The following is a 14,823-nucleotide window of genomic DNA, read 5'->3' as shown; positions in this document are numbered from 1 at the left end:
GAAAAACACATGAGTGAAAACAGAACTTTCTGGGAAAATGAAGAGGCAAAGCTTGCCGAGCGTCAATACGAGGCCATCTGGCCCGGCGGACAAAAAGCCGTGGACCGGCTGGCCAAAAAGAACAAACGTCCGGTGAGGGATCTGATACAGGATCTCATTGATCCGGGAACCCAATTTTTTGAGCTGTCCCTGCTGGCGGGTTTTGGCATGAATTACCCAGGGATACCAGATGTGCCCTGCGGCGGCATTGTCACAGGCCTTGGTAAAATCCACGGCAACTGGACCATGATTCTGGGCAATGACTCCCGGGTAAAGGCAGGGACCTATTTTCCCATTACTTTAAAAAAACATATGCGGGCCCAGGCCATTGCTGAAAATTGCGGGATCAACTGTGTTTATATCGCAGACTCCGGCGGGGCATTTCTGCCCATGCAGGTGGAGGTGTTTCCAGATGATCAGCATTTTGGCTCGCTTTTTTATAACATGGCCCGAATGTCCGCCAAGGGACTGAAACAGATCACCATGAGCACCGGTGGTAACACCGCTGGCGGGGCCTACATTGTTTTTATGGCCTGTGAATCCATCATGATCGACCAGCAGTCATTTTCCTTCCTGGGTGGACCGCCCCTTGTGAAAATGGCCACCGGTGAAACCATTTCTGCCGAAGATCTCGGTGGAGCCAGAACCCATACCCAGATTTCAGGCGGCGCGGATCATCTGTGCACAGACCAGGCAGATGCTGTGGCCCGGGTACGGGATATCCTGTCATTAACCAAACCCCAGACCATCAACCTACACCGATATCAGGAACAGGAACCGGCCGTACCTGCGGATTCCATTTACGACCACATACCGGTAAACTTCGGCCAGAGTATTGATACCCGAAGCATAATAGAGTGTATTGCCGACGGCAGCGTGTTTCTGGAATATAAAAAAGATTATGCCCTGGGAAAGGCAAGTAACATTCTCACCGGCAAGATAAGGATAAAAGGCCTTCCAGTGGGTGTGGTTGCCTCCAACGGAGTGGGGATTATCTTCCATGAAGCCGCACGAAAAGCTACGGAATGGATTGTGCGATGCAGCCAGGAAAAAATACCACTGCTCTTTATCATGAATGCTCCGGGATTCATGGTGGGTTCCGAAGCCGAGCACGCCGGAATCGGAAAATACGGTGCAGATCTGGTACGAGCCGTATCCTGTGCCCAGGTACCCCGAATTCAACTGGTCATAGGGCCTGACAATGGCGCTGCCAATTACGGCATGTGTGGCCGGGCCTATCGACCCCATTTTCTTTTTTCCACCATGCGATCCCGTACCTCAGTGATGAGTGGAAAAAGTGCAGGCGGGGTTCTTCTCTCCATTGAAGAAGGCAAAAGAAAACGTTCAGGTAATCCCATGACCCAGGAAGAAAAGGATGCCTTCCAGACAAAAATGATTGAAAAATACGACGGAGAAGCCCATCCTTTCTATTGTTCAGCACGCCTTTTAAATGACAGGGTGCTTAAGTTTTCTGAAATCCGGGATTGGCTGGGCATGGGCTTTGAGGTAAGCCTGCTCAAGGAAATCGGTGATCCGGCCTTTGGTAATTTCAGATTTTAACCCATGACGACTGTACCCGTTTGCTTCATATCAAAAATAGTACCCATTTACCCATTTACCTGATTTTATTAAACAGCCATAAGGAGCCATTATGACTGAATACGATATGTGGAAAATTTTTCCAAGGATGCCAAAAGAAGTAATCATCGGAGATATAACCGTGCGGGATGGATTTCAACATTCAGAAAAATTCATCTCCACCGAAGCCAAAAAGTTCTATCTTGAAGAGCTCATTTTTGCAGGATGCCGCAACATTGAAGTCACCAACCTCGGCAACCCCTATCTCATGCCCCAATTCAGTGATGCCGAAGAATTGTTAACCTATGTTCGGGGGGATCTTTTTAAAAAGAAATGTACCCGGCGAGGCATCAACGTGGATGACATCTGCTTTACAGCCATCACCATCAGGGAAGGTGCTGTTGACAGAGCCATTGAACTCAAAGAAAAAGGCATTGGACCTGATCGCCTTTTGATGATGGTGTCCACCGAAGAAGAACACCATTATGCCAACTCCGGCACCTCCCTTCCCAATTACTGGAAAGAATGCGAACGATGCATTAAAAAATGCAATGATGCCGGCATGAAAATGTGCGGCACGGTGAGCACCATCTGGGGCAGCCCCATCGGCGGTGCCACGGATATGAAAGACGCTGTTAAATTCACCAAACGCTGGCTGGACATCGGTGCCCACGATGTGGAGCACGCTGACCATGACGGCAGCGCATCTGCTGCCGACGTATATCGCTATTTTTCAATGGTTCTGGATGAACTGCCCGATGTAAATCTCCACATTGCCCACTTCCATGAGACCAAACGGGTAGCCTCTGCCTCTGTTCTGGCAGCTCTCCAGGCGGGTATCAGAAATTTTGAAGCCACCCTGGGCGGCCTGGGCGGGCAGCCTGCCAACTTTCTGGATGACAGACCCATCAAGGGTACCGGCGAATATTACTATGATGACCCGAGATACGTGGGCCTTATCTGTCTTGAAGATACCCTGGTACAGGTGGATGAAATGAATATCAAACATGGCTGGGATGTGGATCGGGTGCTGTGGCTGGGCAAACAGCTGGAGCGAACAATGGGATATCGCCTGCGAAGTGAAGCCATGATCAACGGCAGAACCTTAAAAGAAGGTCACATGCATTACGCCAGACCCGGATTAAAAAAACTCAAAGAAAAACTGGGTGAAAAACCCGATCAGCTTCTGCCCGATGGATGGGTATAAAAAAGGAGATAACATGAAAAAAGAGGAAACTACCCCCCACATCAATGTGGATTATTTTGAAGACCTCACCGGTAATATAGATGACGGACCTTCGGGAGATGTCAAGGAAGTGGGGACACGCATTAAAGAATTGAGGGAAAAAAAGGGCATCTCCTTGAAAGACCTTGCCAACCTCACCGGATTTGATGAGGAACGGCTGGCAAATATTGAAAAAGGCGTGGTAAAACCCCAGCTGGGAACCGTAATGAAATTATCCAGAGCCCTGGACAGTGCCCTTGGACGTCTGGTGTCCGGCGTGGGAGACAAGCTTTACTCCATCACCCGCAGGGAACAAAGAAAAAAGATCTCCCGCTCCACCTCTCCCAAGGGAGAAAAGAATCTTTATACTTACATGAGCCTGGCCCCAGAAGTTCAGGGACGTCACATGGAAGCCCTCATTGTGCAGCTCGAAGAGAGCCCGGCCAAAGAAGTCTCCGTGCACAATGGTGAAGAGTTTATTTATGTTCTCGAAGGCACGGCCCTTTTACACATTGGCGAAGAATCATTTGACCTGGGACCCGGAGACAGTGTGTACTATCTGTCCACAACCCCCCATCAGATAATGGCAAAACAGGGCAAGGCCACCATTCTTGCCGTTCTTTATGAATAACAACAGCGTCGGTTACCGACAAACCTGACAATGAAACTGGCATAATGCCGCCCCCGACGGGAGTCCTGACCGGAACGGTAACGTCAGGGGCGGCATTTTCATGTAAATAAGGAGCAAATCATGGCAAAATGTTTATGGACGCCATCCCAGGAGCGAATCGAGCAAACCAACATGTACCGCTTCATGCAGGTGGTCAACGATAAATTCGATAAAAATTTCAACGACTACGACGCCCTTTATCAGTGGTCCACGGATAACCTTGCAGATTTCTGGGCCACCATGTGGAATTTTGCCGGTATTAAAGCCTCCAAGCCCTATGATCAGGTCATTGATGATCCCGGAAAAATGCCCGGGGCCAAATGGTTTGAGGGGGCAAAACTCAACTTTGCAGAAAACCTGCTGCGCAGAAGAGATGATAAACTTGCCCTGATTTTCAGAGGGGAAGACAAAATCAGAAGAACGCTTACTTATAAGCAGCTCTATGATGAGACCTCCCGGGTGGCAGCATCCCTTAAAGCAGCTGGCATAAAACCCGGCGACAGGGTGGTGGGGTTTGTGCCCAATATGCCCGAGTCCATCATCGCCATGCTGGCCGCCACAAGCCTCGGAGCCGTGTGGTCGTCTTGTTCTCCGGATTTCGGCATCAAGGGCGTACTGGATCGTTTCGGCCAGACCCGGCCCCGGATTCTTTTCACAGCGGACGGCTATTTCTTCAAGGGCAAACCCCTGGACAGCCTGGAAAAAATTGCCGGCATTATCCAAGAACTTCCCTCCATTGAAAAAATTGTGGTGGTTCCCTATGTCAGTGACGCCCCGAACATCAGCGTACTGCCCAATGCCGTTCTGATGGATGACTTCAAGGCGGAAAAACCAGAAGAAATCCAATTTGAACAGCTTGACTTTGACCATCCCCTTTACATCATGTACTCATCTGGAACCACCGGACTTCCCAAGTGTATGGTCCAGAGTGGTGGCGGGGTGCTTATGCACCAGATCAAAGAGTTAATGCTCCACACGGATCTTAAGGAAGAGGACACCATCTTTTACTTTACCACCTGCGGATGGATGATGTGGAACTGGCTGACCGCTTCCCTTGCCACCGGGGCCACCCTGGTGCTGTTTGACGGCAACCCCTTTCATCCCGGACCCGATGCCCTGTGGCACATGGCCCAAGAGGAAAAAATCACCGTGTTCGGCACCAGTGCCGGTTACATTGCGGCCCTGAAAGCTGCCGGGGTCAAGCCCGGTAAAAACTTTGACCTTTCCGCCATGAAGGCATTGCTCTCCACGGGCTCGCCCCTTTCCAAAGAAGATTTTCAATTCATCTATGATGAAATAAAATCCGACATGCAGCTGGCATCCATCTCCGGCGGTTCGGATCTTAACGGCTGCTTTGCCCTGGGAAACCCCATGGGACCGGTTTATTCCGGCGAACTCCAGTGCCGGGGCTTGGCCATGAAGGTGTTTGCCTATGACGATGATGGCAACCCCATGGTGGGTCAGCAGGGAGAACTGGTGTGTACAGCCCCCTTCCCTTCCATGCCCATTTACTTCTGGAATGACGAAGACGGCTCCCGGTATCACTCGGCCTATTTTGAAACCTATCCCGGCATCTGGGCTCACGGCGATTTCATTGAAGTCACCGAACGGGGCGGTGTCATCATGTACGGCCGGTCCGATGCCACTTTGAACCCCGGGGGTGTCCGCATCGGCACCGCAGAAATCTATCGACGTCTGGAACAGATGGAAGAACTCAAGGACAGCGTGGTGGTGGGACAGAACTGGAACAACGACGTTCGGGTGATTCTTTTTGTCACCCTTGCTGAAGGACAAACCCTCACCGACGAACTTGTGGCAAAAATCAAGAAGGACATCCGCAACAATGCCTCCCCCCGGCATGTACCTGCCAAAATCATACAGGTACCGGACATTCCCTATACCTTGAACATGAAAAAAGTGGAGCTGGCCGTTAAAAAAGTAATCCATGGCCAGGAAGTGAAAAACAAAGATTCCCTTAAGAATCCGGAATCCCTGGATTTTTTTGAGCATATTTCGGAGCTCCAGGAATAAGACTACCATGAAGTAAAACAAGATGAGGCGTTTTTTTATGCCTATACGAGAAAACTCAAAGAAACGGCATCATCAAAGAACAGACAAAAAAATCTCAGATTTTGACAAACAATAAAAAAGCGGGTAGCTTGGATCCCATTATGCGTTTATATATATTCTATAAGCCCGGGGCCTCAGTACCCGCTTTTTCATATAGAAAGGAGTCAACATGTTCATCAACGGTCAATGGATCACATCAGAAACCGGAAAAACGTTCACCGTATTAAATCCCGCCACCGGTGATGTCCTTGCCACGGTCCCCGACGGCGGAGCAAAAGAAGCACAAACGGCAGTTAAGGCAGCCCATGAGGCCTTCTTTACCTGGTCTGTTCAGACGGCCTACCAGCGCTCGGAATTTCTTTACCGTGCCCATGGATTGATGATGGACAACCTGGAACACCTGGCCCAGGTGATGACAAAGGAACAGGGAAAACCCATCAAAGCGGCCCGCAACGAAGTAAAATACGGGGCTGATTTCCTGCTGTGGTTTGCCGAAGAGGCCAAGCGAGTGTATGGCAGAACCATTCCATCCGCAAGATCGGATCAGCGGTTCATGGTGTTGAAGCAGCCCGTGGGGGTCGTGGCTGCCATCACTCCCTGGAATTACCCGGTGTCCATGATCACGCGGAAGGTGGCCCCGGCTTTGGCTGCGGGATGCACCATTGTGCTCAAACCCGCCGAAGCCACACCCCTTTGTGCCATTGAAATGTTCAAAATCCTGGAAAAGGCAGGGCTTCCACCGGGGGTTGTCAACCTGGTAACGGCCCTTGACCCCGTACCCGTGGGTGAGGTTTTTATCTCAGATAAACGGGTTCGAAAACTGACTTTCACCGGCTCCACCACGGTGGGTAAACACCTGGCCCGGGGGGCAGCATCTCGGATGAAACGCGTTTCCATGGAATTAGGTGGACATGCACCTTTCATCGTATGCAAAGATGCCGATCCGGTTCACGCCGCCAAGGGGCTCAGCTTGGTGAAATTCTTAAACACCGGCCAGGCCTGCATCAGCCCCAATCGTATTTTTGTCCATTCTTCCATGAAAGAACCATTTCTGGCAGAACTTTCAAACCGGGTGGCCCGGATGAAGGCCGGGGAAGGTACCCTGCCAGGTGTCAGCATCGGCCCCCTTGTTAATGCCAGAGCCGTTGAGAAAGTGGACCGTCAGGTGAAAGAGGCCCTGAACAAAGGGGCTGAGCTTATCACCGGTGGATTCAAAATGCTGGAAGATGGTCTTGATAAAGGACATTTTTACGCCCCCACCATTATTTCCGATATCACTAAAGAGATGCTGATTTACAGGGAAGAAACCTTTGGTCCGGTAGCCCCGGTCATTATTTATGACGAGGAAAAAGAGCTTCTGACCATGGCCAATGATACCCACTATGGCCTGGCCGCCTATGTATACACCCAAAATCTGTCCAGGGCTATGCGTTTTTTTGAAGGGCTCCACTTCGGCATCATCGGCATAAATGATATTAATCCGACATCGGCCGCTGCCCCCTTTGGGGGAATGAAAGAAAGCGGCATGGGAAGAGAAGGGGCCATGGAAGGCATAGAAGAATATCTTGAAACCAAGCTGGGAGGGTTTTCAATATAACCCACATGCCAGACTATCCTGTCACAACGAAAAATGGAAATGGCATTACTGCATTTTAAAACGTCCAGGAGGACCAGTGAAATGAAAATAACACAATGGATATTTCGTATGACCGGACTCCTGATGATCTGCATGGGGTGCAAAACCCCGGAAATCGGGTTAACCCCGGCGGGATTGCGCCCCTGCCCGGACCGCCCCAATTGTGTGAGCAGCCAGGAAAATAACGACGAACACAAGATTCTTCCCCTGACATATTCCACAGACAAAGAAACGGCATATGCAAAAATCAAAAAGATAATTTCACACCAGAAAAATGCACATATTGTGGCGGAAAATGCCGATTACATACATGTGACGTTCAAGTCAAAAATAATGGGATTTATGGATGACATGGAATTCTGGTTCCCCAGAGACCAACAGTTAATTCACCTGCGCTCGGCATCACGGGTGGGATATTCCGATTTTGGTGTGAACAAAAAACGGGTGGAAACCATCCGCAACCTTTTTACAGAATAACGGCCCATGGCAAAAATCCCCCCCCGAGCTCTGTTATCCTTTGTTTGCTCCGGCCTCATTTTTCTGGTTTTATTATGCGCTTGCACTCCCCCCCGTGAACAGGACATTGCACCGGAAAACAGAAACGGCATCACGGAAAACGAAATCCGCATCGGCTCCTCCCTGGCCCTGGGCGGCCATGCCGGATACCTTGGCACTCAGATGCTGCAGGGCGCCATGTCCTATCTCCGGCACGTCAATGAACAAGGAGGAATCCACAACCGAGAAATCACCATTATTGCCTTGGATGACCGCTATAATCCCACCCAATGCCTTTACAATACCCAGCAGTTGATTCTCGAACAAAAGGTTTTTGCCCTGTTCTGCTATGTGGGAACCCCCACCACGGTACGGATTATTCCCCTGGTCAACGAAGCCCGGATTCCCCTGGTGGGCATGTTCACCGGTGCCAATCGTCTGCGACAACCGGTGAACCGGTATCTCATCAACATCCGGGCCTCCTATTACCAGGAAACCCGGGCGGCGGTGGATTTTATTGTCAAAGAAAAAAAATTGGATCAGGTGGCCGTGTTTTATCAATATGACGAATACGGATTTGATGGTCTCCGGGGTACGGAAATTGCCCTTAAAAAACACGGACTCGTCCCGGTGGCCAAGGGCTCCTATGTCCGAGGTACGCTTGACATTGACGCAGGCCTTGAAAAAATCATTGCCTCCAATGCCCAAGCCGTTATCATGATCGGTACCTACGATTCCTGTGCTAAATTCATCAACCGTGCCCGGGCGCGTCACTTTTCTCCTCTGTTTCACAATGTCTCTTTTGTGGGCTCCAAGGAACTGGCCAGACGACTGGGGGAAAATGGCGAAGGCGTCATGGTCACCCAGGTGGTGCCCCCACCCACCGTTGATTCTGATGCCCCTGCCCTGCCCGGGGTAAAAGAGTACCTGGCATTGCTTAAAAATTACTACCCCCGGAGTCGACCCAGTTTTGTGGGGCTTGAAGGATATCTCAACGCCAGAATACTGGTGGAGGGCATCACCCGGGCCGGGTCGGACATCACCCGGGAAAAATTCATTAAGGCCATTGAATCCATCGATCAGTATGACCTTGGCATACAAAATCCTCTCTCTTTTGGAAAAAATGACAACCAGGGGCTTAACGATGTTTATTATACCATTATCCACAACGGAGAACTGGTGCTGATAAAATGAACCATTTCAACCGCCTCAGCCTTAAAAATAAAATCTTTGTTTCCTGCCTGGGATTCATTCTTCTGGTGAGTTTTTTCATTGCCCTTTTTACCCGTTCCCTTTTAATCACAGGTCTCACCGGAGAGTTAAAAAAAAGAGGCATCGGCATTGCCCAGGGCATTGCCGACAGCGCCAGGGTGTATATCCTGACAAAAAACCGTGCGGAACTAACCGCCATTGCCTATGATGCAAAGCTTGGCAATCGCAAGGATATCATCACATATCTCATCATAAGCGATAACCGGGGCAATATCCTGGCCCACACATTTACCACGGGCTTTCCACACCACATTGCCACCTTTGTGAGAAATCAGGATTTTGAAAGGGAAAATATCACAAGCATGGATGTGAACCATCAATCAATGTTTCATGTGGTGGTACCGGTGAAAGAGGGCATTTATACCATCGGTTCCGTGCAGGCTGGCCTTGACAAGGGTCACATTGAAAAACTCATCTCCGATCTGCGCTTGCTTTTTTTAAGTTTTCTTTCCATGGTCACTGTTGTTTTCTTTTTTCTAAGCCATCGCCTGGCCCTGCACATCACCAAGCCTGTCTCCTCCCTAATCCGGTACACAGACCAGATCACCCGGGGAAATTTTAATATCCTTTTTGAAAACGATGGTGTTAAAAACAATTGGAACCCCGGAGTCAGGGACGATGAAATATCAAAGCTGACCAACTCGTTTATAAAAATGACTTCCCGGCTGAAACTGTCCACCAACAGGTTAAAGGAATCCCAGAAGAAATACCATGCCATGTTCAGAAGCGGACCCAACCCCATATTTGTGGTAAAAAAAGAATCCTTTGCCATCATGGATGCCAATCCCAATGCCACGGAGATGTTCGGTTACGAACGACGGGAACTGCTTGGCATGAGCCTTTTTTCCATTGGAGATCTAAATGAAACCTCCTTTACCCATAAATACTCCGAAGGCGAAACCATGGTAATCAGTTCCAAGGTGAAGTTCTATAAAAAGAATGGAGATTTTCTATTTGTCAATATCCATGCCAGTCCATCGGAATATCGAAACAAACCGGTTCTTATCGTGGCAGCAACGGACATCACCGAACTTGTGGAAAAGGATTCCCAACTGATCCAGGCCAGCAAAATGACCAACCTGGAAAAAATGTCCGCCGGTATTGCCCATGAAATCAATCAACCCCTCAATGCCATCAAAATGGGCAGTGAATACCTGTGCATGATGAAAGAAAGGGGTCAGATCGTAGAAGAAGATGATCTGAATATGGTGTTAAGCCAAATCAGTACCCAGGTATCCCGGGCTACTGAAATCGTGGGGCGGCTGAAAACCTTTTCCAGAAAAGCAGATTTTTCAAGGGAAGTAATCCAGATCAATGACTGCGTCCGGGCGGTAAACAAAATCATCGGCAGGCAGATCACCCTTCAAAACATAGATCTCATACTGGATCTGGCCCAATGGCTACCCCCGGTTCTGGCCCACAACAACAGAATGGAACAGGTGATATTCAATCTTGTCACAAACGCAAGGGATGCCATCAATGAGCGCATTGAAAAAAAAAAGGATATTGACAGGGGCATCATCACTGTGAGTACATTCTTTGATGAGCGCACCGTGGGTCTTGCCATTGCCGACAACGGCAACGGCATTGACCCGAAACACAGAGATCTCATATTTGAATCCTTTTACACCACCAAGGAAATGGGAGAAGGATTAGGGTTGGGACTTTCCATTATCCAGGGCATCATAAAGGACTATAATGGAACCATCCATGTGGAGAGTTCACCGGGCTCTGGTTCGGTTTTTAAAATTATTTTCCCGGCTCATGGTTGAACTGGGCCTGATCATCCGGTTTTAAGGAAAAATAGATGAAAATTTTAGTTGTAGACGATGAAAAACCCACCCTGTCCATGTTTAAGCTATTTTTAACGGCCTATGGATATGATGTGTACATTGCAGAAGACGGAGAAAAAGGGCTGGAAATTTTTAAACAGATTGCTCCGGACATTGTATTTACGGATATCAAAATGCCGGGCATGGATGGCCTGGAAGTTCTTTCCCGCATCAAACAGACAAAAATTGCCTCACAGGTCATTATCATCACCGGTCACGGAGACATGGAAAGGGCATTGGAGGCCCTGGATTTAAATGCCTCTGATTTCATCAATAAACCGGTGGAACGTCAGGCACTGAATGCGGCCCTGGCCCGGGCAGAAAAAAGAATTGCCCTGCCCTGTGACTTCCCGGCAAAATTAACCGTAACGACAAGGGATGTTCTGCTTATCATATCCATTAAAGGTAAATTATCGGCAGGTGCGGAACCATATTTTCTTTCACATATTTCACTGAAATCCTTGAAAAACATTCAACAGGTTCAACTGGTGATGGATGATAGTTTTTCCATTGACCGCCGGGGCATCGCCCTTTTAATGCAGGTTCTGCAGACCTTAAAGCAGCAGCAGATTTCCATAGTCATGGAAAACCTGACCTGCAATTATGCACGGATATTTAAAATGGCCGGTATGGATAAAATGGCAACTTTAAACGAAACCCCGGCCGAGGACTAAGCCCCAAAGGGTATCAAGATGAACCCAAACCGTCCCCCCAAAAGTTCCCATGCCGTCCAGCGCCTGCGCCTGTTCCAGGTTCTGGACAGCCAGTCTCATAAGCAAAATTTTATTATCACCGGACAGGCAGCCCAAGGTAAATCCACCCTTGTGGCCACATACCTTGAACGATCCCGGGAACAAGCGCTGTGGTTTCATCTTTCCAAGGATCATGGTGACCATGCCAAACTCTTTGATCTTTTACTCCAGGGTATTAAAGAAACATACAGCCTGACCCCGGAAATGGCATCCCCAGGAGAAATCCCACACACAACCCTTGGCACGGGCGGCACGAACAGGGAACTTTTGCGTCACATGGAAAGTCTTTCCGTGATGCTGAAAAACTTCACCCGGCCCCTGATCCTGGTGCTGGACGACTTTGAATCCCTTCAAGAAAACGATTCTGGCTTTCAACTGATCAAACATATTCTTGATCAGCATTTTAACGGGCTTAAAATCTTTGTTCTGTCACGGCGCATGCCCCGGCTTGACCTGAAGCTTTTCAAGATGGAAGGACACACCATGGTATTGGGCAATAAAGACCTGGCATTCACCATGGCGGAAACCCGGCAGTTTTTTGCCGGAAAACCTGTAATGAGCCCCGATGATATTAAAAAAATCCTGAAAATTACCGACGGATGGGCAGGAGGACTTGCCCTGGTGTCCCAGTCCCTTGACAGGTTCAACAACATTGACACACTTCCCGAACGATTGACATGGGAGGTTTTCAATTTTTTTTCCCGGGAGATCTACCAGAGCCTTGCCCCGGCCATCCGCAATTTTTTAATGAAAACCGCCGTGCTTGACACCATTGATCCCGAAGTGGCAAATTATATTTCTGCCTCCCATGACGCCTTTGATGTGCTGTGGGAGCTTGAGAAAAGAAACCTTTTTATCCAGCGCATTGATTCCGGAGGTAAATGGCCGGCATTTAAATATCATAAGCTGTTCCGGGAATTTTTATTACAGGATCTATTGAACGCAAAGGGAGATGAAACCATTCAACAGCTCAACCGGAAAGCTGGTCAATTTTACTGGAACAAAAAAGACCACGAGCTTGCCATGGATTATTTTTTAAAATCCAGTGCCTTTACGGAAATTGCCGACATCATTAAAATAAAGGGAACCGATTACCTCATCAAACAAAAAATATCACGTTTGAAAAAATGGATGGATTCCCTGCCCGAAGAAATGAACAAAAATGATCCCTGGCTTTTATTTTACCGCACCATGACCCGGCGTATCCAGGGGGGAAAAAAAAATATCCGGGATCTTAAAAAAGCCATTTCACTTTTTGAGAAAAACCAGGATGTCCGGGGTATACTGCTAAGTGTGGGCTATCTCATTGAAGCTGCGGTGTTTGTTCGCCAGCCTTCACGTAAAATACGGGAGTGGATCAAAAAAGGAGAAAAACAGCTCCAGAGTATTGGCCGAAAAAATCGATACCCTTGGGCCAGGGCCCTGCTGTGGCAGGAGATAGGACTGGGATACATTGCCGGGGACGGCAACATCCCCAAAGGGATATCTGCCTGCAAAAATGCCATATTACTGGGAAGACAGATACACAATGAAGATCTGGTTCTCAATGCGTCCATTACCTTGACCTTCGGGTATGTACAGGCGGGAGATTTTGCCAATGCACAGCAAATGTTGTCAAAGATAAAAAACCTCACCAGCGAAGGCAGGCACCCGGAGTATCGGGCCTTGAAGGGTATTGTGGACATTGATTTTGCCCTTAAAAACGGTGAATTTGATGTTGCAAAGAATCTTCTAACCCGATCCGAATCCGATATTGATAAATTCGGTTTGATTTTTCTCTATCCAGGATTTGTGGAAGCAAAGGCCCTGTATCTTTTATATACAGGGCAATTTAATGATGCCCGGCAGATGGCAGAACATCTCAATGATTTCTCACTCCTGGAGGGAAACGAATTTTACAATGGTATTTCCCACCGCATCAAAGCCTTAAGTCACCTCCGGGAAAATGCCTGCATCCTGGCACAGGGTGAAATCAACAAGGCGCTAAAGGCTCTGGATCAGGTCCCCAAGGGAGATATCCATTATTTTCTCACCCAGCAGATGGCCGGAATTATCTTGTTTCGCAACAGGGCCTATGACCAGGCCCGGGATCGCCTGATACCTGTTCTGGAATACTTCCAGAGTATTTCTTCGGATCTTTGCACCTGTGAAACCTGTTTAATTCTGGGATTAATCGCCTGGGAACGAAAGGATGCAGACACGGCATTTTACCATTTGAAAAAGGGATATGAAAAGGCCTGTAGAGAAAATTATTCTTTTTTTCCCTTGATTGATGAACAGACGTTGATCAAGGCACTGATCCTTCTGACAGCCCATGGAAAACTCCCCCCCCTTGCCCCCTACCCCCTTGGCCTTTTCCTGAACCAAGAACCCATGCAGGTGATGAATGCCATGGACGACATTCTTACCCAATACAAGGCAAAGTATCAAGACAAACCCCTGGAAAATATGTACCCATTGTACAAAAGACTGCTACCACGGATCAGAATTGAAACATTGGGGCAATTCATCATCCAGCGAAATGATAAAATATTGGACCATAGAAGCTTTGGCGGCTCAAAACCCATCCTGCTGCTCAAGGCCATCATATGCAATGGCTCAAAGGACATACCCAAGGAAATCCTCATTGATAAGCTCTGGCCCGATGCCACGGCAAAGGCCGGGGAAAAAAATTTCAAAATAAATCTGCACCGTCTGAGAAAGGCCCTGGAACCCCAGCCCAAAAAAGAATTTGGTTATTCCTATATTATCCACAAGGCAGGCCTGGTTTCCCTGGATGGAGATATTGTAAGTCTTGATGTGGACGAATTCATGGCCTCTGGAGCCCTGGGCATGGCAAAAGAGCAGGAAGAGGCATTTGAAAGCGCCATCGAGTATTATGACCATGCCATGGAATTATACAAAGGCGATTATTTCAGTGAAGAACCTTACATTGAATGGATGGCCCGGAAAAGGGATTTTTTCAGAGCTAGATTCATGGAACTGATGCAGAAAAAAGCAAGGCTCCATGAAGAACTGGACCAGACGAACAGAGCCATTGCCTCCTGGCACCGCATCCTTGAAGTGGAGCCCTGCTTTGAAGCCGCCTACAGGAATTTGATGATTTTGTATGCCGATGCCGGACGAAAAAACAAAGCACTGGCGTTGTTCAGACAGTGCCGGGACATCTTATCAAAAGAGCTGGCAACGGAACCTGATGCCCGAACAGTGAGGCTGTATGATCATATTTTATCCAGATAATTACTCAAGAATGT

The 14,823-nt window shown here is 48.4% G+C and carries 10 protein-coding genes; all 10 read left to right on the top strand.

The annotated features are described in order from the left end of the window. Window positions 1-9 precede the first annotated feature (9 nt). Window positions 10-1,599: an acyl-CoA carboxylase subunit beta gene (locus tag ACYQ2M_RS16630; protein ID WP_459917490.1), complete on the top strand. Its 1,590-nt coding sequence runs from the start codon at window positions 10-12 to the stop codon at window positions 1,597-1,599. A 91-nt stretch (window positions 1,600-1,690) separates the two neighbouring features. After that, window positions 1,691-2,824, top strand: coding sequence for a beta/alpha barrel domain-containing protein (locus tag ACYQ2M_RS16625; protein WP_459917489.1), 1,134 nt, complete (start codon window positions 1,691-1,693; stop codon window positions 2,822-2,824). 13 nt (window positions 2,825-2,837) lie between these two features. After that, the gene (locus ACYQ2M_RS16620) at window positions 2,838-3,473 is read left to right on the top strand and encodes a helix-turn-helix domain-containing protein (protein WP_459917488.1); all 636 of its coding nucleotides are present in this window, start codon (window positions 2,838-2,840) and stop codon (window positions 3,471-3,473) included. Between the two features lie 120 nt (window positions 3,474-3,593). Further along, window positions 3,594-5,543: an acetoacetate--CoA ligase gene (locus ACYQ2M_RS16615; protein WP_459917487.1), complete on the top strand. Its 1,950-nt coding sequence runs from the start codon at window positions 3,594-3,596 to the stop codon at window positions 5,541-5,543. 208 nt (window positions 5,544-5,751) lie between these two features. Then, window positions 5,752-7,179: an NAD-dependent succinate-semialdehyde dehydrogenase gene (locus ACYQ2M_RS16610; protein WP_459917486.1), complete on the top strand. Its 1,428-nt coding sequence runs from the start codon at window positions 5,752-5,754 to the stop codon at window positions 7,177-7,179. 81 nt (window positions 7,180-7,260) lie between these two features. After that, window positions 7,261-7,695, top strand: a complete 435-nt coding sequence (locus tag ACYQ2M_RS16605) for a DUF1499 domain-containing protein (protein ID WP_459917485.1) — start codon at window positions 7,261-7,263, stop codon at window positions 7,693-7,695. Between the two features lie 6 nt (window positions 7,696-7,701). Further along, window positions 7,702-8,907: an ABC transporter substrate-binding protein gene (locus ACYQ2M_RS16600; RefSeq protein WP_459917484.1), complete on the top strand. Its 1,206-nt coding sequence runs from the start codon at window positions 7,702-7,704 to the stop codon at window positions 8,905-8,907. Beyond that, window positions 8,904-10,757, top strand: a complete 1,854-nt coding sequence (locus tag ACYQ2M_RS16595) for an ATP-binding protein (RefSeq protein ID WP_459917483.1) — start codon at window positions 8,904-8,906, stop codon at window positions 10,755-10,757. Before ACYQ2M_RS16600 ends, ACYQ2M_RS16595 begins: the two co-directional genes overlap by 4 nt. 35 nt (window positions 10,758-10,792) lie before the next feature. Next, on the top strand, window positions 10,793-11,491 hold the full coding sequence (locus tag ACYQ2M_RS16590; protein WP_459917482.1) for a response regulator: 699 nt from the start codon (window positions 10,793-10,795) through the stop codon (window positions 11,489-11,491). Between the two features lie 18 nt (window positions 11,492-11,509). Further along, a complete protein-coding gene (locus ACYQ2M_RS16585) occupies window positions 11,510-14,809 on the top strand; it encodes an AfsR/SARP family transcriptional regulator (RefSeq protein WP_459917481.1) in 3,300 nt (1,099 codons plus the stop codon). Window positions 14,810-14,823: the final 14 nt, after the last annotated feature.

This window comes from Desulfocicer niacini, from assembly GCF_054657595.1.
The sequence above is the reverse complement of the archived record's forward strand: the minus strand, read 5'-3'. Positions and strand labels throughout refer to the sequence as shown.

Bases quoted from the DNA above. Each gene is read 5' to 3' on its own strand.
- ACYQ2M_RS16625 (WP_459917489.1), top strand. From the start codon at position 1,691: ATGACTGAATACGATATGTGGAAAATTTTTCCAAGGATGCCAAAAGAA.
- ACYQ2M_RS16630 (WP_459917490.1), top strand. From the start codon at position 10: ATGAGTGAAAACAGAACTTTCTGGGAAAATGAAGAGGCAAAGCTTGCC.
- ACYQ2M_RS16610 (WP_459917486.1), top strand. From the start codon at position 5,752: ATGTTCATCAACGGTCAATGGATCACATCAGAAACCGGAAAAACGTTC.
- ACYQ2M_RS16620 (WP_459917488.1), top strand. From the start codon at position 2,838: ATGAAAAAAGAGGAAACTACCCCCCACATCAATGTGGATTATTTTGAA.
- ACYQ2M_RS16605 (WP_459917485.1), top strand. From the start codon at position 7,261: ATGAAAATAACACAATGGATATTTCGTATGACCGGACTCCTGATGATC.
- ACYQ2M_RS16585 (WP_459917481.1), top strand. From the start codon at position 11,510: ATGAACCCAAACCGTCCCCCCAAAAGTTCCCATGCCGTCCAGCGCCTG.
- ACYQ2M_RS16590 (WP_459917482.1), top strand. From the start codon at position 10,793: ATGAAAATTTTAGTTGTAGACGATGAAAAACCCACCCTGTCCATGTTT.
- ACYQ2M_RS16595 (WP_459917483.1), top strand. From the start codon at position 8,904: ATGAACCATTTCAACCGCCTCAGCCTTAAAAATAAAATCTTTGTTTCC.
- ACYQ2M_RS16600 (WP_459917484.1), top strand. From the start codon at position 7,702: ATGGCAAAAATCCCCCCCCGAGCTCTGTTATCCTTTGTTTGCTCCGGC.
- ACYQ2M_RS16615 (WP_459917487.1), top strand. From the start codon at position 3,594: ATGGCAAAATGTTTATGGACGCCATCCCAGGAGCGAATCGAGCAAACC.